The following is a 23,298-nucleotide window of genomic DNA, read 5'->3' on the forward strand; positions in this document are numbered from 1 at the left end:
ACCACATTTTATAAAAACAAAAAGCTAGATTAATGAAAAATTCATCAATCTAGCTCTACTCTATTACGTCCCCCAGATTTCGCTCGATACAATGCATGATCGGCACGGGAAACCATATCCTCCAGCACCGTTGTACCATACTCTGGACTAGCCGAGTACTCCGCTACCCCGATACTTACGGTTAAGGGCACTTTGACACGCTCATCTTTATAAGGTTCTTCCATCAAACGTTTCCTCAATTTATTAGCTAAGCTTGCTGTCTCTTCCGCATTTTTATGAAGAGCCAGAATTATAAATTCTTCTCCGCCATATCGAGCGACAATTGTATCCAGGTCAGCCTCCTCTTTGAATAGGAAAGCCACGTGATGAAGCACCCGATCCCCCACTAAATGACCATAAGTGTCGTTAATTCGTTTAAAATGATCGATATCCAGCATCATCAAGGAGCAAGGTTGTCCTGCTACGATGCATGTCTGCAATTGCTCACTGCCTTCCAGCATCATAAACCGTCTATTATGAATCTGCGTCAACTGGTCAACCAAAGCGGAATGCTCCAGCAGCGCTATGTTTGTTTTCAGCTTGCTTGACATCATATTGAACGTGGAGCACAACTGTTTCAACTCAACAGGAGCCAGTTTAATCTTGTCCACATCGATTTGATAGTCATAATTCCCGCTCTGTATAATCTTCGTCCCTCGAAGCAGATAGCGGATGGGTCGCTCAATGCGGGAAGTAATAGAGACCGTAGCAATAAAGCTAAGCAGCAGAGCTATCAAGCTAATGATGATAATAGTAACAATTAATCGGTTTAATTTCTGGAAAATTTCTTTCTTTGCTATTTCCCCGACTACAATCCAGTTTTCCCCTGTGGACCATTGGTATTGACCGTAGACTTTATCACCATGAAAGCCGATATAGGAATCGTTTGAGTCGATATTCTCATAAGCTCTTTGGATAATTTTTGTAGTCATCATGACATCAGCTTGCGGGCGGCTTAGGGATCGAGAAGACGTTATTACTTTACCTGTCTTATCGACTACGAATACTTCACCCGTTTTCCCAAAACTAAGCTGCTCCATGAGCTTATCCAGCATATCCAGCGAAACCGATCCAACCACAACTCCCTGGAAATCCCCTTCATCCCCTAGTACAGGTGCAGAAAAGGTAATCATTTGCTTACCCGAAAGATTTGAAAATAAGACATCAGATATGTGCTCTTTTTTCTGAAGGGCCTCTGTAAAATAAGAGCGATCTCCAACAAAAATCGCAGCATTCGAATCCGCCTCCGATCGGTAATACCCCTCCTTATCTACGAAAAAAATACCATCAAACTCAGAATGGACACGAGAGTAATCCGCGATATCCTTATATAACTCAGATATTTGAAGAAGTTTTGCAGGGTCAGATTTCGCGAACCTTTTAATCGTATCTAGTTTCTCTTCGCTCCATCTTTCAATATATAAGCTCTGCAAAGCAATGATCTGCTTCAGCTGGCTTTCGGCTTCATTTAAACGATCGTGTTTCTCCGTAAAATAAAAAGGAACAATAATACAAAATTCGAGCGCAATAATAATAGTCCCAATCCATAAACGGAACCTTTGCTTTATCGTCTGGCTCAAAAAATAGGAATGTATTCCTCGCCTCAAGATGTTATGCTCCTCTTCATCCTTAATGCCATTATTATACCCCTCCTATCCATTTTTGTCGTTGAAAAGAGTCCTTTTTTGGCTTATGCTAACTTGTATCATCCTAAGTGAATGTTCAATTAAGGAGCCGACAACATGGAATACCCAAGTTTAGAGATGCTCTTCTTTTTAATCGGTGCCGGTTTTTTAGCTGCTTTCATTGATGCTGTCGTCGGCGGCGGTGGTCTCATCTCGCTCCCTGCCTTGCTATTTGCCGGTCTTCCCCCTGTGTTTGGTCTGGGAACGAACAAGCTTGGCGGAACCATGTCTTCGCTGACAAGCACGAGTTCCTTTTTGCTATCCAAAAAAGTTAATATGCGGTTAGCCGCTTGGCTATTCCCGCTCTCTTTTATCGGCGCCATCTTAGGCACCTATACGGTGAAACAGGTGCCCTCGGATTTTCTGAAGCCACTCGTCGTCTGTATGCTCGTCGTCGTCACCATCTATACGTTAATGAAAAAAAACTGGGGCGCTACCTCCACCTTCAGTGGCCTAACCGCCAAAACCATAACGCTGCTTATATGCGGCGCTTTCGCCATCGGTTTCTATGACGGATTTTTCGGACCAGGCGCAGGATCATTCCTGATCTTCCTGTTTCTCATGGTCGGCTTTGATTTCGTCGGTGCCTCCGCCAATGCCAAGGTGCTGAACTTGGCGAGTAATGCAGCTAGCCTAGGCACCTTTTTCTTGATGAAATCCGTCAATTGGTATTACGGATTGCCCATGGGTATAGCAATGATTGCAGGTGCGCTAATTGGCTCTCAGGTTGCTATTCGCAAAGGCAGCACCTTCGTTAAGCCACTGTTCATTCTCGTAACCGTGCTGCTTATTGGCAAGCAGGTTTGGACATTGATTTTCCATGCTTAATCTAACCGAAGCCTTCCCACAACATGTCGGGGAGGCTTCGCTTCCTTACAGCAGCCAAAAACCATATAATGAATAAAGCTTATTAGCCTGTTGGAAATGAGGATGTTATGCCGATGAAAATACTTGTATTAACCGAAAAACCTAGCGTTGCCAAAGAAATTGCCCGTGTGCTTGGCTGTACCCACAAACAGAAGCACCATTTCGAAGGACCTAAATATGTCGTTACTTGGGCGCTTGGCCATCTTGTTACGCTTGCCGAGCCTGACGATTACGATTCCAAATACAAAACCTGGAACCTCGAAGATCTTCCGATCATTCCAGATAAAATGAAGCTTAAGGTCATTAAAGAAACCTCGCAGCAGTATCGTGGGATTGAGCAGCTAAGCCGCCGTACAGACCTCGCGGAGCTGGTCGTTGCAACCGATGCGGGGCGCGAAGGCGAGCTCGTCGCGCGCTGGATCATGGAGCTGATCCGTTGGAAAAAGCCGTTCAAGCGGCTCTGGATCTCTTCGCAGACGGATCAGGCCATTCGTGAAGGCTTCGCGCAGCTGAAGCCGGGTACGGACTATAACAGGCTGTATCAAGCAGCCGTGTGCCGTTCAGAGGCCGATTGGCTCATCGGCCTCAATGTAACCCGCGCGTTAACCAGCAAGTTCGGCGCGTCACTGTCTGCGGGGCGCGTACAGACGCCCACACTCGCGATGATGATTAACCGTGAAACGGAAATCCGTGAATTCCGCTCCGTCGACTACTGGCTTATCGAAGCGGATCTAGGTCCTTTCCGCGCTAGCTGGCGAGATCCAAAAACAGGGGATTCGCGTATTTTTGATCTTGAGCGCGCCAACGCGCTCAAGACGAAACTCCAAGGCCAGAATGGGAAGATCGTTCAGGTTCAGCAAACGGAGAAGCAGATTCCGCATCCGCTGGCCTATGATCTAACCGAGCTGCAGCGAGATGCCAACCGCAAATTCGGCTTTTCAGCTAAACAGACATCGAATGTGCTGCAGCGATTGTATGAGCAGTACAAGCTCGTTACTTATCCGCGAACCGATTCGCGATACTTAACTTCCGATATGGTACCTACCTTGCTTGGCAGACTTAAAGGGGCAGCCATTGGACCGTATGCGCCGCTTGCCGCTCCGTTTATCCGCAAGCCTTTAACGATAACTAAACGCATCGTTGACGATAGTAAGGTCAGCGATCATCATGCCATCATCCCGACTGGCGAGGCCATTTCACTAGCCACCCTTAGTGCCGATGAACGTCGCCTTTATGACCTTATTGTTCGAAGATTTCTTGCTTTATTTTATGGACCGTGCCGTTATGACGAGACGAAGCTAACGGTGGAAATCGCCGGCGAGAAGCTTTACGCCTCAGGTAAGGTGGTTAAGCAGGCTGGCTGGAAAGAAGTATATGGCGCTTCGGATTTCTCTGATCCAGATCGTGAAGAGGCTGAAACCGATGACGATGCTTCTCAACTATTGCCACAGGCCAAAGCGATGGACCCAGTGACCGTCAAAAACAGCCGTCAATTAGGCCGTCAGACGAAGCCTCCTGCTCGCTATAACGAGGCTTCCTTACTCTCTCAGATGGAGAAACATAATCTGGGTACGCCAGCAACGCGCGCAGACATTATTGAAAAATTAGTTTCCTCGGACACCATTGAACGTCAAGGTTCTGTCTTAATGCCGACTGGTAAAGGCACACAGCTTATCGAGCTAGCCTCCGAAGAATTGCGTTCACCAGAACTTACAGCTCGTTGGGAACTCGAGCTTGAACAAATTGCCAAGGGCAAGGGAAGTATGGACAAGTTTTTGAGCGGGATTCGCTCCAAAGCGGCAGAACTCGTTAGTGAGGTCAAAAAGAGTGACGCGGCGTACAAGCCGCATAATTTAACGGGAAGCAAATGTCCGGACTGTGGGGAATATCTCCAGGAAGTGAAGGGGAAACGCGGTCGTTATCTCGTTTGTTCTAGTCGGGAGTGTTCGTATAAACGTGAAGCAGACGGCCAACTTTCGAATCGTCGTTGTCCGCAATGTCATAAGAAGATGGAGATTCACACAGGAAAGTCAGGTAAATATTTCCAATGTCGTCCGTGTAATGTGGTCGAAAAGTTGGAAAATGAAGGGGCTGGCGGCCGCCGTGCATCAGCAAAAGCCAATCGGCAAATGATCGAGAAATTTTCGGATAACTCTCAGTTGAACAACAGCCTTGCTGACAAACTGCTCGCAGCGCTGCAAGAGAAGAAAAACAGTTAGTTCGTTAGTTCAAACCTACTTCTATCCAACCCATGCTTACTGCGTGGGTTTTTTTATATTTTAGAACATGTATCTGCTTTTGGGGGCTGCACAGAACCTTTAATTGCTAATTGCAGCTCTTCAACACTCGTAATCCCTAAACTGATGAGCGCTTCACCCGCTTCCATGTAAACGCCGGCCAGCAGATGCATGCTTGTGTTGGGAACAAGTGACTTTTTGAATTCATGGAATAACACAGCATTATACGTTCTAAGCACAGACATGAATTCCACTGTCGGAGGAACGATATTTCGAATCGCTGAAACTTCCCAGAAGAAGTCTCTCACCTGTATAATATCCGTACCCGTACGATTCAATCTACGGATCATAGCAAAAAACTCATCAATTAATTCTTTTCTTTCTGGTGACATGCAATCATCTCCTAATTGCCTAAACTAGGGATCCTACCCTTTCTATATAGAATATCATAAGTAGTTCTTTTGATCTATTTTCATAGGGTTACAGACTCATTCTATTGTACATTTTTAGCAACGGTTCTTTTGCGTAAAGAAAAAAACATATCTAATACGATCAACAACACACCTAGATTAATAGCTAAATCTGCAAGATTCATTACACCATTACCTGAATAAAAGACGAGGAAATCTGTTACCTTTCCATAAAGCAGTCTCTCCACGCCATTACCAATGGCCCCGCCTACGAATAGAGCCGCCCCGGATTCCTTCAGGAATCCACGAATAAGACCCTTTTTTCGGTAATACATGACAGCGATGATAAAAAGAACGGCGAGAATGCCCAAATAACGAGCCCCTCCTTGCAGCGTGCTTCCTGCCGCTCCCGTATTTTGGTAATAAGTAAAGGAAATGAAATCCTTATAAAAAGGCATCGATTCGCCCACCTCCAGCATGGAGCGAATGGCATATTTAGAAAGCTGGTCAGCCGCTGTCACAACCAAAACAATGAGATAGAATAACATCTATACGCCTCCTTCGCTTGAATCTACTATAACTATTTTACATGATTTCAGATCCATACGGCTAATGCTGCAAAATAAAGAGACAGCAGCTTACGCTACTATCTCAAAAAACAAATCTGTTTTTTACATACTATTCATCAACATGTCTTTTAAGCAAAGGGCTTACGTGCAATTAACATACTTGCAGCATGCTGGTGAGGAATTCCGGAAGAGCTGCAGTCGAAAATGTATGCCTCGGTGTAGAGCAATTCCCAATCGATATAATAGGATTGGAGCTCTTCCCTTTGGTATAAATACTCATTACGTCCCCAATCGGGGGCTAATGCGACATCTGGGTGCTCGTTGAAAGCAAATAGGACGTGCATTCCTCCCACGCTTGTATTCTTTTTCCACAAACGAAATTGTTCACTTCGTCTGTTCGGTTGGACATACTGAAGGGCTCCTATCGAATATAGTAAATCTACAGGCTGAGGAGGCTGGAAGTCGTTGATGTCGCCTTCCTGTACGTCGATTGTGACACCCGACTCCTTAGCGAGACGAATGGCCTTGTCTAGTCCAGACGTTGCTAAATCAACAGCCAATACGTTGTAACCTTGCTGAGCCAAATACACGCTGTCTCGACCTTCCCCAGCGCCCAAATCCACTGCATGACCCGCTGCAGGAGCATAGAAGCGGATTTTCCGAGCAAGTTGATTCGCTTCCTTCCCCCAGTAGTACGCATCTTGTTGGTATAGCTCTTGTAATTCTTCTTTATCCATCGTATACATCCTCACTTTCAATTCAACATACAAGGCCAAATACAAAGCCTATATAAGCAAAATAAACCTTAACGTTACGTTAAGGTCAAGAGTGTTTTCACTAATTCTCCCGGTGAATGAACGACATAGTCGGGACTACCGCTTCGTAAGAGTCCTGGGGCATCATAACCCCAAGTCACTGCAATAATCGGAACGCCTAGCTTTCTGCAGGCCTCAATGTCCCGCAGTTCGTCGCCGACATAAATAATTTGCGATGGGGTAACCCCCCATTGCTTCATAACTTTACGAATAGACTGATGCTTACCAAAAACATGCTTAGCAGATATAATTTCTTTGAAAGCGCCATCGAGCTTATTGTTCTTGAGGAAGAGTCGGATATTGCTCGCCGAATTCGAAGAAAGGATAGAGCACTTTATTCCTTTCCCCGATAGACGCGCAATCACCTCCTTCATCCCAGGCACGATTTGCAGCATACGGATGTTCTCCTGATAGCGTTGCCTTCCATCCATGGCAAGCTTGGGGATTTGCAGTACCGGAACGCCCAATCGTTCCACTCGTTCAAGAATAGAGAGAGACCGGAGAGCAGCAAGATCATGCTCCTGGATGATTCGGAAGCGATGCTGCACCGCCATTTCGTTATACAGCTTCACAAGCAAGGCACGGGAATCGACCAATGTTCCATCGAAATCAAAAAGTATGTGCTTCGCCATCAGGACGTATATAGAAACAAGGCCGGACCCTCGGGCGGCACTTGACGGATTTGATTGTGGATAAACTCCTCAAGGGGGTCTAAGGCATAATGGGGATTGCTCACAACGCGCAGATCTTCCCAGATACACATCATGCTCTGCTCGTGGCCTTCCATACTACCTGCAAACATTTTACAGCCACTGCAGAACTGCTCCTTCTGCTGGCCATCGAGCTTCACTATTTTATTGCGTAGACAGCAGTAAATTTCATGATCGGCATTACATACATTAACATGTGTAATTAGAGCCATCGTTTATCAACTCCTTGCGGCACATTTTGTGTGTAATAGTAAGTGTATCGACGTACTATAAAGTGTATGACAGTTTTTTAAAAACGCGAGAATTTTTATCATGACAAGCAGCCTAAATTTGCTACAATTAAGGAAAACTTACGAAATCTGAGGAGGAAACCGCATGCAAAACTGGTCTCATTATGTGATTCCATTTCTTATCATCGGCTTTGTTATTTATCGTCGCACGAAGCGAACGATCGGCTTTCAACGGCTTTCCCCCCGCAGGTTGAAATTCCGTCTCATCCTGTTCAGTCTCATTGGTCTGATCATCTTCATGCTTGGATTCGTTCATCCGATTCACTTTATCAGCTACGCGATTGGTTTAGCGGCAGGCGTTGCTCTCGGACTTACCGCCATTCGTCATACTCGCTTCGAGCAGCGTCCAGACGGTTGGTATTACCGGACCCACCTGTGGGTCGAAATCGCTGTGTTAGTGCTTTTTCTCAGCCGGATTGCCTATCGACTGGTTTTCATCACCGTTGTCTCCAATTCAGCTAGCATGAATCCCGCCGATCTATCGCAATTTACTAAAGACCCCCTAACAGCCGGCGTCTTTTTCGTCATCGTTTCTTACTACATTTTATTTTTGAGCTATTTGCTGCGTGAAGAGGTCAAGCTTGAGAAGAATCCGCCCTCCTTGGATGATAAAAACAGCTCCAGCTCCGTATCGAATGCGACACTTGATAATGTGTAGACTACTGAGCCTTGGCACTTAAGACCTCAAATTCAACAAAACCTCCAACCCCACTGTCCTAGTGGTTTTGGAGGTTTTGTTATTCAGCTTCTGTTATTTTCTCATCGGATACTACCTTCTGAAGACTGCCCCTTCTTCGCATCTCGCGTCGCCCTAAGCCTCGCTCACCTTCGCGAACTGTGTGTGGTACAGTCGTGCGTACAATCCTTCTTGCTCGAGGAGTTCGCTGTGCGTACCTCGCTCAACGACACTGCCTGCTTCAATCACAAGAATGTGATCGGCCGCAAGTACCGTAGAGAGCCGATGCGCGATCACAAGCGTCGTGCGCCCCTGCATCAGCTCCTCTAGCGCCGCCTGCACATAGGACTCGGATTCCGAGTCCAAGTGTGAGGTTGCCTCATCGAGGATGAGGATGCGCGGGCGCTTGAGGATCGCGCGCGCGATCGCGATCCGCTGACGTTCGCCGCCCGAGAGTCGGTGTCCGCGCTCGCCTACCATCGTGTCGTACCCTTCAGGGAGCGACGCGATGAAATCATGGATGTAGGCCTGACGGCAGGCCTCCTCCATCTCCTCACGCGTGGCGTCTGGCTTCGCGAAGCGCAAGTTATCGCCGATCGTCGCATGAAACAGGAACGACTCCTGCGTCACGTAAGCGATTGTGCTGCGGAGCGAAGCTAACTGAACGTCGCGTACGTTCACACCATCCACTTCGACGTCACCCGAAGTTGGATCATACAATCGAGCGATCATCCCGATCAAAGTTGATTTCCCCGCGCCACTTGGCCCGACGAGCGCAACCATTTCTCCTGGCTGCGCCTCGAACGTCACATCGCGCAGCGCATACTGTCCGGGCTGATAAGCAAAGGAAACCTGCTTATACGCCACAGCGCCTGCGACTTGTGTCAGCTGCCGCGCGTCAGGGGCATCTTGGACATCGGGAACCATGTCCTGATACTCGAAAATACGCTGAAATACACCCAGCGCCGTAGCAAGCTCCACCTGCAGGTTCAGCAGCGTGGCGACAGGCATGTACAAACGGCCGAGATAGGCCGCGAAAGCAACAATCGCGCCAAGCGTCATATTTCCGCTTATGACGGAGTAACCCCCGTACATGTAAATAATTGCTGTACCTAGCGGTCCAAGCGTATTCGTTGCCATACCGAACCAACGGCCTACCAGATTAAGCCGCAGCTCCAAATCCATAACCTTTTGATTCATGGCTTTGAATTCCACTTCCTGCTGGCGCTCTCTACCGAAGATACGCGTTAATAAAGCTCCTGAAATCCCAAAGCTTTCCCCGAGCTGAGCCGCGATATCTGAGCGTACTTTTTGCGTTTGCGTGCGCAGTTCCTTCCGCACCTTGGATACTTTTTTCACTGGCAGCACAAATAATGGAAGAATGATCATCGAGATAATAGCTAGCTTCCAATCTAACGCAAACAAAATACCTATTGTCGTAGCTACAACCACGATTTGCGTTATGGAAGATACAACGAGGGAAGTAACCACGCTCTGGACAGCCTGCACATCGCCTGTAATTCGCTGGACGATTTCACCAGATCGGGCATCCGTAAAAAAAGCCATCGACTGTCGCTGCAAATTTTGAAATAGCGACTGCCCCAAGTCACGAATAACACCTTGGGTTACTTTCGTGTTCAAATGATTTTGCCAGACACCCAGCACACCGCTCATAACGGGAAGCAGAAGCATGAGCAGCGCCATTCCCGCCAGCAACCGCATATTCCCTTGCGGAATCGCTGTATCAATAATTTCTTTCATGACAAGAGGCGGGATTAATCCAATGACAGCGGCAAGCAGCGCCAACCCTACAATAACAAGCAATTGTCCCCAATAGCCTTGAAATAACAATAAAATTCTACGAACAGACACATCTTTTAGCTTTGCTTTTGGGCGATTTGTCCTATCGGATAGTCGGCCCATATCCCCACCTGGTCTCATTTACCTTCACACTCCGTTCTACAACACAGCTGCCAATACTCATTGATTTGATTAAACCTTGCCCTGATTTCTCATGGTTTAAGGTTTAATCAAATTTGTATCATCATATCATTTTGGATACCCTTTATCGGAAAAGCATGCTTGATTGCATCCGTAACTTCCCTCGCCATGGCTAACACACGATGCAGCGAAGTCGTTTGAAGAATCGCGTATTGCTTCGGACCATCCGCATTTACCATTGCGGCAATTGTATAATCGCCGACAGGCGGAAGCCGTTTTCCCACTGATTTACCGGGTAAAAGCGGCTGATTCGATATCTGATATAACCCCACAGATTGCTTTTGTCCCAAACAAGCATCGATCGCAATAACGACACTGCCTTGCGGTATTTCACTGAGACGAACAACCATGTTGCTTGCATCGCATGGCGCCTCTAGCGTGCCGATGACGAATGGATATCCCGCTTCCTTCAACGCAGAACCTACGAGAGGACCTAAGGCGTCGCCGGTCGATCGATCCGTTCCTATACAGACAAAAGCGATTGCTTCCGTCTCCCTAAAGCTCGCCTGACTCATCTCCTTGAGAAACAAGGGGAGCTGTTCCCCGTTCATTTTCACCCAAAATTGCTCCTGCATGCCAACTCGATCTTCCCTCATCAGTTGCCCTCCTTGCACCTTCAGGATCATTGCTCCGAACTCCCGATGAATGATATAATGCCTTCAAATTCTATTCTTTCATAAGGAGGTGCACCATGTCCACCCTCGGAATTATCGCAATCCTGACCCTCCTTTACTGGATATTCATGACGTTGGATACCTACAAAGGCTTGCACCTGCTGCGTACTCTACCCAGATCGACGAAGCAGCTGGACAAGCCTCCGCTCGTTTCTGTCATCATTGCTGCCAAAGAAGAAGAGAATACCATCCTTGAAACCGTTCAACATCTTCTTTCTCAAAACTACCCTCGCCTAGAAATTATCGCCGTGAATGACCGTTCTCAAGATGCAACTGGCGTGAAACTAGATGAGCTTCGCAGATGGTCTGAGCGCAAAGAGGGCATACGTACCCCCTTACAAATCATTCACATTACCCATTTGCCTGTTGGATGGCTCGGTAAAAACCATGCGCTCTATCAAGGCTATCTTCAAGCCCGAGGCCAGTACTTGCTGTTTACAGATGCGGATATTATTTTCTCGCCAACAACAATATCCGATGCAACTGCTTATATGCAGGAGAACGACGTCCAGCATCTTACCCTATCCCCGAACATGATTGCCCGTGGCGCTCTGCTACGCGGATTCGTCCATTTCTTTCTCTTTTCGTTCTCCCTGTTTGTGCGTCCTTGGCGCGCTAATAAAGACGACTCCCGCCGTCAAGGCATCGGCATAGGAGCTTTTAACATGGTCAGCCGTAAAGCCTATGATGCGATCGGCACCCATAAAGCCATTGCCCTGCGACCTGATGATGACCTGCAGCTTGGGATTTCCCTGAAACGCGCAGGCTTCCGACAAAGAATGCTATCTGGCAAGCACACCCTTCAGGTAGAATGGTACCGCTCCCTCAGAGAGGCGATAACGGGTTTAGAGAAAAACTTATTTTCCGGTTTTCGCTACAGCTACTCCATTGCCATACTCGCCTGTCTGGGACAATTGTTTTTCTTTATTTTCCCGTGGCTTGGTCTACTGTTCCTATGGGATTGGAGAGGCGTCCTCTTTAGCCTAACTGTCATTTTGCAAATCTGGCTGTATCGGTTGCTCATTGACCGTATCGTGGGCAAACGAGGCAGCGAAGCCTACCAGCTACCTGTAAGCGCAGCACTGCTGCTTTATACGATCATTCGCTCGGTGTGGCTTACTTGGAAACAGGGTGGCATCTATTGGAGAGGAACGTTCTACTCACTGCGCGAATTAAGGAAGAAGTAAGTGTTAGAAAGGATGGGATCTGGTATGCGTATGCCTTTACAACGGTTCAAAACATTTGTGCACCCAGGAATCTTAAACTGGCTATTCATAGCTGCCATCGCCATTCCAGCTTCTGCTTCCGCCCAAGACTCTGTTCAAACCCAAAGTCGAACAGTTTCCTATAATGGCAAAAATTTTAGCGCGCAGTGGATAACTGTTGATCTTACTGATCCTTATATTCGTGTGAAGCCCGTCCTAGCTGAGGCTGGCATCGGTCATGACGAATCGTTCAGCTCTATGATGACGCGAAGTCATGCACTAGCAGGTATAAATGGTACTTTTTTTGATGCTTACGAAAAAGACGACACCAAACGGTATCCAAACGGCTTGCTCATTGGCTCAGGTGAAATCGTACACTCTGGCAGTAATCCTGCTTTTCTCCTACTTGCCAACAAAACCGCCAGCTTGCACCGTATCGAAACCGAACAAAAAGTCAGCGTTACCCATAACGGAGATACCTATACATTTGCGTCTTGGGGTGTGAATAAATACTACGGGGACTCCGTTAACGACCAAATCGTCTGGTATACTGGGGCTTTTGGCAAGCAGATTGATTTTCCAAACTCGACCAAGGTCGTCGTTCAAAAGGGACAAATCACAATAGTGACCCAAGAGGCTATCGATATTCCAGAGGATGGGCAGATATGCCTAATTGGCAATAGCACGAACAACACTACCTACGTGCTGCCGAATATCCACATTGGGGATTCCATGAAGCTAGCAACGGCTGTCTCTGATCAGGATTCCGGTTCAATCTTTGCACTCCCAGCTATAGATGCTGCTATTGGGGCAGGGCCGCTTCTTCTAAACGGTGGTGCCGTCGACATTGATGCTGCGCGAGATGGCTTTACCGATCCGAAAATTACGACCAATGCCAACGTACGGAGTTTCATCGGCGTGGATGGTTCCCAACAGCTGATCATGGGCACGCTGTCCTCTGCGACGCTTTTGGATATGGCACATGTCCTGCTACAGCTAGGTTTAACGGATGCGATGAATGTTGATGGGGGTGCAAGTTCTGCCTTATACGCCAATGGATCGATCCTGCGAAAACCAGGACGTGCGCTTAGTAATGCACTTGTTGTGGAACGCTTAGACCATCAACAAATCCAAATCGAGGTTAATGAACAGTTTGTCCATGAGTTTAGAGGGTATTTACTTAGAGAAACAAGCATGGTGCCCTTCCGTGGGATTCTAGAAAGAATCGGAGCGCAATTTACTTGGAATGAAACGAATCGAACGTTAACCGTGCAATATGGCGCCAACCGCCTTCAACTGCAACCGGATCAACCCGTGATGATCTGGAATGGTAAATCTGTTCCTCTTGACGAAGCGCCGACAATTGTAGACAGTCATATCTATATGCCGCTTCGTGCAATTATTGAATCGCTTGGCGGTCAAATCAAATGGAATTCTCAGCTCTATCGAGCATCGCTTACTTTTTAATGAACCCGGTTCATACGTACAATTCGATAATATAATTGGCCACTTACTTGCTGTTCCACTTCCAGATACCCTTCTACATGCACATAATCCCCAGTTATAAAAGTCGATGCATCGGAAGACTGGGCGTGCGTCATGAACAGCAAAGCGGCTTTTTCGTTTCCTACCACGAATCCTACTTGTTCCTTTACCTGAAACTTATCAAGCACAACCCCATGGTGAGACCTTGCAATATGATGAAATCGCCATGTCCCCTCTTCTTTATTCATAAAATAAAGCACGCGATTTCGATGTTGATTGCTGAACTCTCTCGTTACACCAATCATACAAATATTACCGCTCAACATAAGGAACTCATCAACTTCATAGGATTTTAAGCGAAGACGCTGCATATTTTTTTGCTGAATATAGGTTTCCATCTCTTCTACTGTACGTTGATCTCTAGCATCCTGCTTCGTGGCGTAAAATACTTCTCTTATAAACGTGTCCGTCTGCAGGCTGCGTGCTCCCCGGAAATTGTTATACGTTCCGAAAAAGCGGCGAATGACATCCAGAATCTCCACTGGAATCTCAGACACAATTTCTTTTGTAACCATCGTACCGATGGAATCGGATTGTTTTCTTTTATGAAACCATTGTTTCCAGACACTCAATTGCATACCGAAATGTGTCACCTGCTTTCTTTCTTCCAAACATTCCTTCATTATAGGCCAAAATCAATAAAAATTCGATAAAAATCGCATGATTTCGCACAAAAAAAGAAACGCCTGCTTACTATGCTTTCATTTGAAAGAATCATAGGAAACAAGCGTTCGATATGGAATTCGTTTACAATACTCTTTTCGCTCCAACATACCTGGCGCTCCAATAGGAGCTACCAAGGCTTTCAACTGTAACGCCTCTTGATGTAGTCGAAGAAATGAATTCATTATTACCGACATAAATACCCACATGATTAATAGATTTTGAGGCGAAAAAAACGAGATCTCCTACCTTCAAATCTGTCACAGAGGTTCCGGCTTCACTATGCATTTCCCCCGATGTTCTTGGGAGGTCTATGCCTTTAGCTTGGAAAACATAACGGACAAAGCCCGAGCAATCGAAACCACTTGGCGTTGTTCCTCCCCATGCGTAGGGTACACCCCTATACGCATTTGCCGTTTGCACGATTTGATCCGTCATAGAAGGAGCTGGTGGTGCAGCCGGAGGGGGTGGCGGAGCAATCCAAGCAGGATTATGCGATTTGCCATCCACATTCACAATAGCAATTTCGTTGGGCTCGTTCCACTCCATCGCAGAACCGAACGTCTCCGTAATGAAGCGCAGAGGAACGTATGTATTCCCTTGATGCAGTGTCGGGCTGCTTTCCAAGTTAATTTTCTTGCTGTTAACAATTGCTTGCTGCTCATCCGTTGTCAGCATGATCGCCTGCTGCTTGCTCTTCAGCGTTACGACAACCTCGTCCCCTTGCTTCGCCCAGCCTACTTGGTAACCCAACTTCTCCGAAAGAACACGGAGCGGAACTTGAAGACTACCTTTCGTATCGATAAAAGGCTGAACTTCTGGAAACTGTACAATCTCATCGTTAATCTGAACTTTGACCGGCAGCGAGGATGAAGCTGCTTGAGCGGATGACACCGCGAATACAGGTACTGCGGCGCAGATGAATGCGCTTGAACAAATAAGACGTTTCGTAAAAAATTTCAAACAGCTTGCCTCCTTGAAGCCTCCGAGGTTAGTTGACGGGTTCGGGAAGAGGTTTCCCTAGCTCACCCAGCAAAGCTGGACGATCATTCACCCCAAGTAAAGAAGTCCCCCGTACCAGAGCTTTTGCTGCTCTGAGATTCGGCATTTTTTATCTCTGATAGACTAGCACAGTTCGAGCTCGATTTACAACTTTTGCAAGGTGGTAACTTTTCCCTAAAGGTGACTATGAGGAAGGACATCCACTTGTTATGCCTTTGATTTAGCAAGCAAATACAAGAAATAAGGAGCCCCAATAATAGCAACAACGATGCCTGTAGGAATCTCAGATGGCTGTAGAATCATACGAGCGAGCAAATCCGCGATAATTAATAACAACCCTCCGGCTAGCGCAGAGGCAGGCAGTAAATATTGATGTTTGGATCCAACTAGCTGCCGGGCCAAATGTGGACCTACAAGGCCAACGAAGCTGATGCCACCGCCAATGGCTACGCAAGCTCCGGCTAAAGCAACGGAACAAGAAAGAAGAACAAAGCGCTCAGCGCCTACTTTAGAGCCTAGGCTTATGGCTAACGGATCACCGAGTGTTAGCACATTGAGCGAACGCGCTTTGTAGAAAATGAACGGCAACAAAACGGCAAGCCATGGCAGAAGAGCCATAACAAACTTCCAGTTCGATCCCCAAATGCTGCCTGCTAACCATACCGCAACGAATTGATAATCGTTCGGATCCAATCTGATCGTCAACACGATCATCGCGGCACTGATCCCAGCTGCTATGGCAATCCCGGATAAAATCATTCGTTTCGGCGAAATTCCTCGATGTTTATCAATCGAGAGCAGGAAGATAAGCGCAGCTGCCGTTCCAGCACCAAGCATCGCCAACATCGGCAAGAAGAAGACGGGTACAGCTTGATTATTCGGGTAAAAGGCAATGAAGAGAACCACCATCAAGCCAGCGCCAGCGTTAATACCGAGAATACCTGGGTCAGCGAGTGAGTTCCGCGTAATCCCCTGCAAAATACAACCTGATACGGCTAATCCAGCTCCAACCAAAACCGAAATAACAATTCGCGGCAGCCGGAATTCGAATAGAATAAGACTCTGTTTCGGTGTTCCACCACCAAACAAGGTTTTAAATACCTCGATGGGTGATAATCGAATATACCCTGAATTCATACTGATCATAAAGACGGCAACGATCAACAGACCAAGAAGCGTCATGACCAACATAGCTCGCGTTTTTCTTTGTTTTTCTATTCGTGAAACGTGAGACAATGCCACTATAGCTCCCTCCTATCTCTACGTGTCAAATAGAGGAAAAATGGAACCCCGATGACAGCAATAAGCGCACCTACTGGTGTTTCAAAAGGGGGATGAACCAGCCTAGCTCCGATATCAGCTAGCACCATCAGCAAGCTGCCGAGTACAGCTGAACAAGGTATAATCCACCGATAGTCGACGCCGACCAACGCCCTCGCCGCGTGTGGAACCATCAACCCAACAAATCCGATTGAGCCAACGGAAGACACGGCTGCACCAGCAAGAATGAGAACAACGATCACACAACCAAGCTTAACCAGCTTCGTACGTTGGCCTAAATTAGTTGCAATTTCTTCACCTAAGCTTAGCAGCGTAATGGAGCGTGATAACAGCAAAGAGCCAATCAGCCCTCCAATAATCCATGGAAACATGATCTTGATTTGCAACCACTTCGTGCCGGCTACGCCCCCTGCATACCAGAACGCAAGCTCTTGTCCTACTTTAAAGAAAATGGCAATCCCTTCACTCAGCGCTGCTAATAAAGCAGCGACAGCAGCCCCGGCTAAAGCCAAACGAACCGGAGTTAACCCCCCTTTGGCCATCGACCCTATCCCATAAACAAGCCCCGTTCCAACGGCAGCTCCCAAGAAGGAATACAGAATCAGTTGGTAGAACGGCAGCCCTGGGAAGAAAGCAAAACAAAGTGCTAGTACAAAACCAGCACCTGCATTTATGCCCAAAAGGCCTGTATCTGCCAGAGGATTACGTGTCATTCCCTGAAGAATAGCCCCTGCCACGGCAAAACATGAGCCAATTAACGCTCCTGCGAGTGCTCTAGGCAGCCGAAGCTCTTGAATGATTTGATGCTGGGTCACATTCGGGTTAAAGTGAAAGAGTGCCTCCCAAACTGTTCTTATACTAATGTCTGCGGCTCCCAGAGAAATGGATACACATAAACTGAGTGCAAGCGCGATACTCCCGCCAATAATAATAAGTGTTGCAGCAAGAGGTCGCGTCCGCAGATTGTTCACTTTGTCCGAGGCCGCTTGCTTCATATGGATATGCTGAGACATGACAATACCTTCCTTATCTCGATGATAGTCACTTTATTGATAATGATAATTATTATCATGTTAACAGGAAACTATGGCCATGTGCAATATATATTTTTCCATTTCCATTGTTACCCCGTCTCTACGTGATATGGGCAAACTGAAGCCACAACAAAAAAGACTACCTCAAAGTGATCTACTTTTACCTTTTCATGATCGGTTTTTCAGCGCTACTCAAGAAACAAATTCATGTATAAATATTCAATTCGCTACTTACGAATTTATCTATTCCTAAATAGAAAAAGATCACCATGACGGTGATCTTTTTCGTTAAGCGGGTGATGGGAATCGAACCCACGCTACCAGCTTGGAAGGCTGAAGTTCTACCATTGAACTACACCCGCGTGTATCGGGACGACACGATTTGAACATGCGACCCCCTGCTCCCAAAGCAGGTGCTCTACCAAGCTGAGCTACGTCCCGATGGCCTATCTTATTTTTTGTAAAATGGCGCGCCCTGAGAGATTCGAACTCCCGACCTTTTGATTCGTAGTCAAATACTCTATCCAGCTGAGCTAAGGGCGCATAAAATTTGGAGCGGAAGACGGGGTTCGAACCCGCGACCCTCGCCTTGGCAAGGCGATGCTCTACCACTGAGCCACTTCCGCATATGTGATATTTCTCGTCACTTTAGAACGTGGTCTCAGAGGCGACAAGGAATAATATATCAGGATTTTAGAATAAAAGCAAATGTTTTTCGAAAAAAGTTGGATTCCATTTGTTCCCTGCTTAATCACAGCGACTTGAATTTCTGGATCGCTTAGCAACATGCTCACAGTTTGACATAAGCTCGATTTATTTTACTATTAGAAGTATAGCACGCTAGCATTCGGCTTCGTTAAGTGAGCCTTATAAGAAAGGAAAGATGAACCATGTCGACTTCACTTATTCGTCTACTAATGCCGATTCCTGAATACGACTTTGATACAACGGAGGTCGCTATACCTTGGGAACGTTTTAAGAGCGAAGGTTATCAAGTTACGTTTAGCACACCATCTGGTCGCAGAGGGTTTACCGATCCCTTACTGCTAACAGGCGTTCTTTTCGGTCAATTAGGTGCTTCCCAAGAAGCCATTCAAGCTTATCGGAAGCTAGAACAATCGGAGGAATTTCAATCCCCTATTCCATACGGGGATATCGATAGCACCCAATACGATTGCTTTGTCTTACCTGGCGGACACGCCAAAGGGATGAAACCTTATTTGGAAAGCCAGATACTGCAGCAAAGAATGCTTGATTTTTGGAAATTGGATAAGCCTGTAGGAGCGATTTGTCATGGGACTATCGTACTTGCTAGAACTATAGATCCACAAACAGGTCAAAGTATTATTTTCGGAAAAAAATTAACAGGGCTAACTAAAACCTTAGAAAAAACGGCCTACTATTTAACTGCATGGAGGCACGGGAAGTACTACCGTACTTATCCAGAATATGTCCAAGATGAAGTAACAAGAAACTTACGTGTTCCCACCGACTTCATTGCGGGCGGGCGTATACGAACCCCCCATGTAGTGAAAGATGGCAATCTCATTACAGCCAGATGTCCTGTTGATGCTGCTGAATTCGCCGATCAACTTGTCAAATTAATTAACAAAAGATTGAATCCATCCCATTGACGTATTCTTACTTAATAAAAATACCGCCGAAGGGCACTACTTCCCTTATAATACGCTTAAACAAGCTATCCCCTTGCATGTGTTCATCGAGCTTACGATCTGGCTTGCATGGTTGTAAAAGAACCTTGCCCTGCCCAGTCATCTCCCAGTGGTAGTTCATATGTTGACTCGCCATAGTATTACCATATACACACAGACGTAAACTTGCCTGTTTGGGATAAGCGATGAGGCAGTTCGTATCTACATAAAGTGGATTATCGGAGTGCAACTCCATTTGGTAAAGCGGCCCCGTTGTCAGAAGGCCTAATGTCCCTGGTCCTCGAAACTGCATTTTCACCAAATCCTGCGTGATCAATGTATTTTTAACACTTTGCAAATGTGAAGTAAAAGTAATTCCCTCTGTATAAAACAAAACGTGTCGGAATTCGTACAAGAGGTCGTCATCGATACCAATAGGTACAACGGCCATACTATACCCTTCAGGTACTCCCATCATAAATTGCAATGGTCCGTACAAGCGGGATTGGATAAAACGCTTTTTCCTGTACATCCCTGGCAGCTTCATTAGTGAATCTTCTCGCTGTTCAGACTTCCCTTGAAAAGCAATAATTTGGTTCGGGTGAAGCACGTGAACAGATTCATTTGCTTCTAATTGAAGGGTAGCCATTCGAGCCGCTTGTTCTAGCGATACTTTCACCATAGTTCCCCCCTTTCTGCATCATGGCCTTGGTCTACGCCTCTGCCTACGCCACACGATAAAACGGAACAACCTTCCTAGCACAAAGTAGAAAACAACGAATGCAATAGCAGTAACTGTTATTACCATGATTGTATGGTTACGCTTTTCCTTATTTAGCGCTATCTGTTCCATAGCCTTTAATCGCTGCTGTAACAGCTCATTTTCCTTTTGGAGCGTTTGATTTTGAGCGAGAAGTTTTTCTTCAGTCTCTTGTGAACGCTGTATCGCTTCAGAAAGCTTGTCCTTTTGCTCTTCTAATTGCTGCTTTGTAGCCTCATAATCTTTCTGAATTTGCTCTACATTTTCAGGTAATTGATAAATATCCTTGAACCGATCCAGCCAGCTAGCTTGAACGTTAGAAGAAGGCAGCGTGAACCCAATCGCAATCCAAATTGCGATCAGTAACGTTCCTACAAGAAATCTGCTGCTTGCCTTCATCTCCGTCCCTCCTAAACCGTGCGACATTTTCTTTTATTTTACCGCAAAAAGGGCAAAGAGACCACTTATACAGTTTGCACAGGATGCCGTAAAATCGTCTTCATCTTCAACGGCTCCACCTTCCTAGGATCCGACAAATAAATTTCATGATGCCTACCGTACGGTTTAAGTCTATTTTCATGCATGAAAATCTCTATACACTTGACGGTTTCCTGTTCTGTGGAGTATGGGCCTACGTGCAGCATTTGCACGCATTTCCCTTCATGAAGGGTCTCATAGTGAACCTGACTCAACGTTACCATTTCTTTTTTATTTAAGCTTGCGATTTGGCGTGCGGATTCCACCATCTCCATGGTTACATAATCGGGGACGCGAATCATTAGCTTCCAGTTCCACTCGCAACTAGGCACCTCCATTGCTGTTCGCTCTCCATCAACCCACCAGAGGCCCTCTAGCTTAGCTACGGTGAAATCTCGGCCCTCTTTCTTACATATGCCTTTCACACTATATGCGAGCGTATAGAGTGCCTCAGTGGCGTGTGCAAAGACCGTTCCATTAGGATCTCCTTGTCGCGCAATAGTGACATAAGAAATAAGTTCAAAAGCAACAAGCTGAGGGTACGTAGGGGCCGTGTAGTAAGATTTGTTTATTTTCGCAAGATCCAATTTATCCATTTGCAGATCACCTCCATTTATTTCCTCCTAGTTTACAAAACCAATACTGACAACTGTGCGTCAGTAAAAAATAAAAAGCTTACTTTCTCACGCATTTCCGTGAAAAAGTAAGCTCTAGGGGCTTTACATGCAAATCATCATTATTCAGCCGGAGGCGTGAATGTACGTTGTGCAAACTCAGCGTCAAGCATGAAAAAAGCGTTACTATCTTGATCGATACGTTTCAGCTTATTGATAATGCTGTCAAACATCGATTCTTCTTCTACCTGCTCATCAATAAACCATTTCAAAAAGTGCATTGTCGCGTGCTCTCTATCATTAAGCGCCAAATCGGATAGATGATAAATACGTCTTGTTACTTCTTGCTCATGCTTAAAAGCATGCTCAAATGCATCAAGTATCGAACGGTATTGATTGACAGGCGTGTCCATTCCAGCGAAAGATACTTTTTTTCCACGATCATTAATAAATTTGAAAATTTTCATTGCATGAAATTTCTCTTCTTCGGCTTGGACAGTGAAGAAATTAGAAAAGCCATCCAAACTTTCTGCGGCACAATAACCAGCAATGGCTAAATAGACGTGCGCGGAGTAAAATTCATAGTTCATCTGCTCATTCAGAGCTTCAGTAAGTGTATCATTTAGCATTGGTGCACACACCCTTTCCGGTTGGGTTATCTTCTACGCATTCCCCATACATACAAGATTACCAGAACTGCACCTACAAATACAAACGGTAATAACAACTTTAGCAGGTCAATGTTCATACCATCACACTTTCTGCTCTTGATTCAGCGATAATTTGTTTAAGTTGGGCGTACAGCATGTCAGGTGAAGCCGCGCATATCAGCTCTTTCTTGCCTAACATGGCGATACACTCTTTTTTACAATGTTTGCAGTTACCTAGACAGTCTTTTTTCTTTTGCTTCAAATCCGGATATTCATTTTTCAGGGATTTATATATTTGTTTGGAGCCAAATTTCTCGTTCCTACAGCAGTACTTAATTGTTTTCATCGGTTCACTCTCCGCACCCAGACTGATGCTGCTACTACCGATATTAATGATAATAATTATCAATGTCAATGGAAAACTAAAAAAGCTTGACCTGATTCTTGTAAAAAGACAAACAAAAAAAGCTTTCATCTATCCTTTAATAGGATAATGAAAACTTCCTGGTGATGCGGTCAAGAGGACTCGAACCTCCACGGGGGGTTAGCCCACACGGACCTGAACCGTGCGCGTCTGCCAATTCCGCCATGACCGCAAAAAAATGGTGAGTCATGTAGGATTCGAACCTACGACACCCTGATTAAAAGTCAGGTGCTCTACCAACTGAGCTAATGACTCTTACGAACTTGAAAAAATGGCGGAGCCGACGGGATTCGAACCCGCGGTCTCCTGCGTGACAGGCAGGCATGTTAGGCCTCTACACCACGGCTCCACACAAAGTATTTCCCTCTGCTAAGAGGTTGGTTGCGGGGGCAGGATTTGAACCTGCGGCCTTCGGGTTATGAGCCCGACGAGCTACCGGGCTGCTCCACCCCGCGTCAGTGTGATACGAATATCTTCTCCAAAACAATACCGAATTATGTATACACTAGCGATATTGATTTTCCCCAAAGACAATAAATTCGCACTGCTTTAAAGCCTTGCGACACTTTCAAGGAAAATGGTGGAGGCTGACGGGATCGAACCGCCGACCCTCTGCTTGTAAGGCAGATGCTCTCCCAGCTGAGCTAAGCCTCCATGGGAGTATAAATGGTGACCCGTAGGGGACTCGAACCCCTGTTACCTCCGTGAAAGGGAGGTGTCTTAACCACTTGACCAACGGGCCTCGTAAACAGGCTTTTATTTATTGAAGTATCTATGGCGGAGAGAGAGGGATTCGAACCCTCGAGACGCTTGTGACGCCTACACGATTTCCAATCGTGCTCCTTCGGCCAGCTCGGACACCTCTCCAAAATAAAGCCTGACATGTAAGAAAAAATGGCTCCCCGAACAGGACTCGAACCTGTGACAACTCGATTAACAGTCGAGTGCTCTACCAACTGAGCTATCAGGGAAAACTGCTTGGCAACGTTCTACTCTCCCAGAACCCTGCGGTTCAAGT

Annotated in this window: 23 protein-coding genes, 12 tRNA genes and 1 riboswitch; of the genes, 6 read left to right on the forward strand and 29 right to left on the reverse strand. The window is 46.2% G+C overall.

The genetic code is table 11. From position 1 onward, the window contains the following. Nucleotides 1-44: 44 nt before the first annotated feature. A complete protein-coding gene (locus GK047_RS24925) occupies nucleotides 45-1,646 on the reverse strand; it encodes a sensor domain-containing diguanylate cyclase (RefSeq protein WP_163952866.1) in 1,602 nt (533 codons plus the stop codon). A 135-nt stretch (nucleotides 1,647-1,781) separates the two neighbouring features. On the opposite strand from GK047_RS24925, the gene GK047_RS24930 reads away from it, so the two are divergent. After that, complete coding sequence (locus tag GK047_RS24930) at nucleotides 1,782-2,552, forward strand: TSUP family transporter (protein WP_163952869.1); 771 nt, start codon at nucleotides 1,782-1,784, stop codon at nucleotides 2,550-2,552. Between the two features lie 113 nt (nucleotides 2,553-2,665). Then, nucleotides 2,666-4,810 (forward strand): DNA topoisomerase III, encoded by a 2,145-nt coding sequence (locus GK047_RS24935; RefSeq protein WP_163952871.1) that lies wholly within the window; start codon nucleotides 2,666-2,668, stop codon nucleotides 4,808-4,810. Nucleotides 4,811-4,863: 53 nt separating this feature from the next. Here the strand turns inward: GK047_RS24935 and GK047_RS24940 are convergent, their stop codons facing one another. From GK047_RS24940 to GK047_RS24960, 5 genes are all read right to left on the reverse strand, one after another. Further along, nucleotides 4,864-5,220, reverse strand: coding sequence for a hypothetical protein (locus tag GK047_RS24940; protein ID WP_163952873.1), 357 nt, complete (start codon nucleotides 5,218-5,220; stop codon nucleotides 4,864-4,866). 101 nt (nucleotides 5,221-5,321) lie between these two features. Continuing rightward, a complete protein-coding gene (gene lspA / locus GK047_RS24945; RefSeq protein ID WP_163952875.1) occupies nucleotides 5,322-5,786 on the reverse strand; it encodes a signal peptidase II in 465 nt (154 codons plus the stop codon). 149 nt (nucleotides 5,787-5,935) lie between these two features. Then, nucleotides 5,936-6,544 (reverse strand): SAM-dependent methyltransferase, encoded by a 609-nt coding sequence (locus GK047_RS24950; RefSeq protein WP_163952877.1) that lies wholly within the window; start codon nucleotides 6,542-6,544, stop codon nucleotides 5,936-5,938. Nucleotides 6,545-6,618: 74 nt separating this feature from the next. Continuing rightward, the gene (locus tag GK047_RS24955; protein WP_163952879.1) at nucleotides 6,619-7,254 is read right to left on the reverse strand and encodes an HAD-IA family hydrolase; all 636 of its coding nucleotides are present in this window, start codon (nucleotides 7,252-7,254) and stop codon (nucleotides 6,619-6,621) included. After that, complete coding sequence (locus tag GK047_RS24960) at nucleotides 7,254-7,544, reverse strand: hypothetical protein (protein WP_163952881.1); 291 nt, start codon at nucleotides 7,542-7,544, stop codon at nucleotides 7,254-7,256. Before GK047_RS24960 ends, GK047_RS24955 begins: the two co-directional genes overlap by 1 nt. 163 nt (nucleotides 7,545-7,707) lie before the next feature. On the opposite strand from GK047_RS24960, the gene GK047_RS24965 reads away from it, so the two are divergent. Then, nucleotides 7,708-8,280 carry a CcdC protein domain-containing protein gene (locus tag GK047_RS24965; RefSeq protein WP_163952883.1) on the forward strand — a complete coding sequence of 191 codons (573 nt, stop codon included), beginning with the start codon at nucleotides 7,708-7,710 and terminating at the stop codon, nucleotides 8,278-8,280. Between the two features lie 153 nt (nucleotides 8,281-8,433). On the opposite strand, the gene GK047_RS24970 is transcribed toward GK047_RS24965, so the two are convergent. Then, the gene (locus GK047_RS24970) at nucleotides 8,434-10,239 is read right to left on the reverse strand and encodes an ABC transporter ATP-binding protein (RefSeq protein ID WP_163952885.1); all 1,806 of its coding nucleotides are present in this window, start codon (nucleotides 10,237-10,239) and stop codon (nucleotides 8,434-8,436) included. 89 nt (nucleotides 10,240-10,328) lie between these two features. Next, complete coding sequence (gene yyaC, locus GK047_RS24975) at nucleotides 10,329-10,895, reverse strand: spore protease YyaC (RefSeq protein WP_240344202.1); 567 nt, start codon at nucleotides 10,893-10,895, stop codon at nucleotides 10,329-10,331. Between the two features lie 95 nt (nucleotides 10,896-10,990). Here yyaC and GK047_RS24980 point away from each other — a divergent pair, with 95 nt between their 5' ends. After that, nucleotides 10,991-12,160, forward strand: a complete 1,170-nt coding sequence (locus tag GK047_RS24980) for a glycosyltransferase family 2 protein (RefSeq protein WP_163952887.1) — start codon at nucleotides 10,991-10,993, stop codon at nucleotides 12,158-12,160. 24 nt (nucleotides 12,161-12,184) lie between these two features. Further along, nucleotides 12,185-13,645, forward strand: coding sequence for a stalk domain-containing protein (locus GK047_RS24985; RefSeq protein WP_163952889.1), 1,461 nt, complete (start codon nucleotides 12,185-12,187; stop codon nucleotides 13,643-13,645). On the opposite strand, the gene GK047_RS24990 is transcribed toward GK047_RS24985, so the two are convergent. The 8 genes from GK047_RS24990 to GK047_RS25025 all read right to left on the reverse strand — a co-directional run bounded on the left by GK047_RS24990 (nucleotide 13,642) and on the right by GK047_RS25025 (nucleotide 18,329). Then, entirely contained in the window at nucleotides 13,642-14,295 is a 654-nt protein-coding gene (locus GK047_RS24990; RefSeq protein ID WP_163952891.1) for a hypothetical protein, read from the reverse strand. The genes GK047_RS24985 and GK047_RS24990 overlap by 4 nt on opposite strands. Nucleotides 14,296-14,470: 175 nt before the next feature. Next, nucleotides 14,471-15,349 carry a C40 family peptidase gene (locus GK047_RS24995; protein ID WP_205516970.1) on the reverse strand — a complete coding sequence of 293 codons (879 nt, stop codon included), beginning with the start codon at nucleotides 15,347-15,349 and terminating at the stop codon, nucleotides 14,471-14,473. Between the two features lie 2 nt (nucleotides 15,350-15,351). Further along, nucleotides 15,352-15,503: riboswitch (cyclic di-AMP (ydaO/yuaA leader) on the reverse strand. 92 nt (nucleotides 15,504-15,595) lie between these two features. Then, nucleotides 15,596-16,579 (reverse strand): FecCD family ABC transporter permease, encoded by a 984-nt coding sequence (locus GK047_RS25000; RefSeq protein ID WP_163952921.1) that lies wholly within the window; start codon nucleotides 16,577-16,579, stop codon nucleotides 15,596-15,598. A 50-nt stretch (nucleotides 16,580-16,629) separates the two neighbouring features. Next, entirely contained in the window at nucleotides 16,630-17,682 is a 1,053-nt protein-coding gene (locus GK047_RS25005; RefSeq protein WP_163952893.1) for a FecCD family ABC transporter permease, read from the reverse strand. A 312-nt stretch (nucleotides 17,683-17,994) separates the two neighbouring features. Next, nucleotides 17,995-18,065, reverse strand: a tRNA-Gly gene (locus tag GK047_RS25010). A gap of 5 nt (nucleotides 18,066-18,070) precedes the next feature. Beyond that, nucleotides 18,071-18,144: transfer RNA gene (locus tag GK047_RS25015), tRNA-Pro, on the reverse strand. 25 nt (nucleotides 18,145-18,169) lie between these two features. Beyond that, nucleotides 18,170-18,246: transfer RNA gene (locus tag GK047_RS25020), tRNA-Arg, on the reverse strand. An 8-nt stretch (nucleotides 18,247-18,254) separates the two neighbouring features. Next, nucleotides 18,255-18,329 (reverse strand) — tRNA-Gly (locus GK047_RS25025). Between the two features lie 264 nt (nucleotides 18,330-18,593). Here GK047_RS25025 and GK047_RS25030 point away from each other — a divergent pair. Beyond that, nucleotides 18,594-19,337 carry a type 1 glutamine amidotransferase domain-containing protein gene (locus GK047_RS25030; RefSeq protein WP_205516971.1) on the forward strand — a complete coding sequence of 248 codons (744 nt, stop codon included), beginning with the start codon at nucleotides 18,594-18,596 and terminating at the stop codon, nucleotides 19,335-19,337. 7 nt (nucleotides 19,338-19,344) lie between these two features. On the opposite strand, the gene GK047_RS25035 is transcribed toward GK047_RS25030, so the two are convergent. The 13 genes from GK047_RS25035 to GK047_RS25095 all read right to left on the reverse strand — a co-directional run bounded on the left by GK047_RS25035 (nucleotide 19,345) and on the right by GK047_RS25095 (nucleotide 23,251). Next, entirely contained in the window at nucleotides 19,345-20,037 is a 693-nt protein-coding gene (locus GK047_RS25035) for an AIM24 family protein (protein WP_163952895.1), read from the reverse strand. A gap of 18 nt (nucleotides 20,038-20,055) precedes the next feature. After that, nucleotides 20,056-20,514: a hypothetical protein gene (locus GK047_RS25040; protein ID WP_163952897.1), complete on the reverse strand. Its 459-nt coding sequence runs from the start codon at nucleotides 20,512-20,514 to the stop codon at nucleotides 20,056-20,058. A 65-nt stretch (nucleotides 20,515-20,579) separates the two neighbouring features. Further along, complete coding sequence (locus GK047_RS25045; RefSeq protein ID WP_163952899.1) at nucleotides 20,580-21,188, reverse strand: GyrI-like domain-containing protein; 609 nt, start codon at nucleotides 21,186-21,188, stop codon at nucleotides 20,580-20,582. Between the two features lie 140 nt (nucleotides 21,189-21,328). Further along, complete coding sequence (locus GK047_RS25050; RefSeq protein WP_163952901.1) at nucleotides 21,329-21,835, reverse strand: ferritin; 507 nt, start codon at nucleotides 21,833-21,835, stop codon at nucleotides 21,329-21,331. Nucleotides 21,836-21,950: 115 nt separating this feature from the next. Continuing rightward, nucleotides 21,951-22,202: a DUF1450 domain-containing protein gene (locus GK047_RS25055; protein WP_163952903.1), complete on the reverse strand. Its 252-nt coding sequence runs from the start codon at nucleotides 22,200-22,202 to the stop codon at nucleotides 21,951-21,953. A 165-nt stretch (nucleotides 22,203-22,367) separates the two neighbouring features. After that, nucleotides 22,368-22,452 (reverse strand) — tRNA-Leu (locus tag GK047_RS25060). Between the two features lie 7 nt (nucleotides 22,453-22,459). Continuing rightward, a tRNA-Lys gene (locus tag GK047_RS25065) sits at nucleotides 22,460-22,535 on the reverse strand. Nucleotides 22,536-22,552: 17 nt separating this feature from the next. After that, nucleotides 22,553-22,629: transfer RNA gene (locus GK047_RS25070), tRNA-Asp, on the reverse strand. Between the two features lie 29 nt (nucleotides 22,630-22,658). Beyond that, a tRNA-Met gene (locus tag GK047_RS25075) sits at nucleotides 22,659-22,735 on the reverse strand. A 123-nt stretch (nucleotides 22,736-22,858) separates the two neighbouring features. Continuing rightward, a tRNA-Val gene (locus GK047_RS25080) sits at nucleotides 22,859-22,934 on the reverse strand. Between the two features lie 13 nt (nucleotides 22,935-22,947). Then, a tRNA-Glu gene (locus tag GK047_RS25085) sits at nucleotides 22,948-23,022 on the reverse strand. Between the two features lie 33 nt (nucleotides 23,023-23,055). Continuing rightward, a tRNA-Ser gene (locus GK047_RS25090) sits at nucleotides 23,056-23,147 on the reverse strand. A gap of 28 nt (nucleotides 23,148-23,175) precedes the next feature. Continuing rightward, nucleotides 23,176-23,251, reverse strand: a tRNA-Asn gene (locus GK047_RS25095). Between the last annotated feature and the right edge of the window lie 47 nt (nucleotides 23,252-23,298).

This window comes from Paenibacillus sp. SYP-B3998, assembly GCF_010820665.1.
Lineage (GTDB): Bacteria > Bacillota > Bacilli > Paenibacillales > NBRC-103111 > Paenibacillus_E.

Excerpts from the sequence above, each read along its gene's own strand:
- GK047_RS24930 (WP_163952869.1), top strand. The coding sequence starts at position 1,782 with ATGGAATACCCAAGTTTAGAGATGCTCTTCTTTTTAATCGGTGCCGGT.
- GK047_RS24935 (WP_163952871.1), top strand. The coding sequence starts at position 2,666 with ATGAAAATACTTGTATTAACCGAAAAACCTAGCGTTGCCAAAGAAATT.
- GK047_RS24940 (WP_163952873.1), bottom strand. The coding sequence starts at position 5,220 with ATGTCACCAGAAAGAAAAGAATTAATTGATGAGTTTTTTGCTATGATC.
- lspA (WP_163952875.1), bottom strand. The coding sequence starts at position 5,786 with ATGTTATTCTATCTCATTGTTTTGGTTGTGACAGCGGCTGACCAGCTT.
- GK047_RS24950 (WP_163952877.1), bottom strand. The coding sequence starts at position 6,544 with ATGGATAAAGAAGAATTACAAGAGCTATACCAACAAGATGCGTACTAC.
- GK047_RS24955 (WP_163952879.1), bottom strand. The coding sequence starts at position 7,254 with ATGGCGAAGCACATACTTTTTGATTTCGATGGAACATTGGTCGATTCC.
- GK047_RS24960 (WP_163952881.1), bottom strand. The coding sequence starts at position 7,544 with ATGGCTCTAATTACACATGTTAATGTATGTAATGCCGATCATGAAATT.
- GK047_RS24965 (WP_163952883.1), top strand. The coding sequence starts at position 7,708 with ATGCAAAACTGGTCTCATTATGTGATTCCATTTCTTATCATCGGCTTT.
- GK047_RS24970 (WP_163952885.1), bottom strand. The coding sequence starts at position 10,239 with ATGAGACCAGGTGGGGATATGGGCCGACTATCCGATAGGACAAATCGC.
- yyaC (WP_240344202.1), bottom strand. The coding sequence starts at position 10,895 with ATGAGGGAAGATCGAGTTGGCATGCAGGAGCAATTTTGGGTGAAAATG.
- GK047_RS24980 (WP_163952887.1), top strand. The coding sequence starts at position 10,991 with ATGTCCACCCTCGGAATTATCGCAATCCTGACCCTCCTTTACTGGATA.
- GK047_RS24985 (WP_163952889.1), top strand. The coding sequence starts at position 12,185 with ATGCGTATGCCTTTACAACGGTTCAAAACATTTGTGCACCCAGGAATC.
- GK047_RS25000 (WP_163952921.1), bottom strand. The coding sequence starts at position 16,579 with ATGTTGGTCATGACGCTTCTTGGTCTGTTGATCGTTGCCGTCTTTATG.
- GK047_RS25005 (WP_163952893.1), bottom strand. The coding sequence starts at position 17,682 with ATGTCTCAGCATATCCATATGAAGCAAGCGGCCTCGGACAAAGTGAAC.
- GK047_RS25030 (WP_205516971.1), top strand. The coding sequence starts at position 18,594 with ATGTCGACTTCACTTATTCGTCTACTAATGCCGATTCCTGAATACGAC.
- GK047_RS25035 (WP_163952895.1), bottom strand. The coding sequence starts at position 20,037 with ATGGTGAAAGTATCGCTAGAACAAGCGGCTCGAATGGCTACCCTTCAA.
- GK047_RS25040 (WP_163952897.1), bottom strand. The coding sequence starts at position 20,514 with ATGAAGGCAAGCAGCAGATTTCTTGTAGGAACGTTACTGATCGCAATT.
- GK047_RS25045 (WP_163952899.1), bottom strand. The coding sequence starts at position 21,188 with ATGGATAAATTGGATCTTGCGAAAATAAACAAATCTTACTACACGGCC.
- GK047_RS25050 (WP_163952901.1), bottom strand. The coding sequence starts at position 21,835 with ATGCTAAATGATACACTTACTGAAGCTCTGAATGAGCAGATGAACTAT.
- GK047_RS25055 (WP_163952903.1), bottom strand. The coding sequence starts at position 22,202 with ATGAAAACAATTAAGTACTGCTGTAGGAACGAGAAATTTGGCTCCAAA.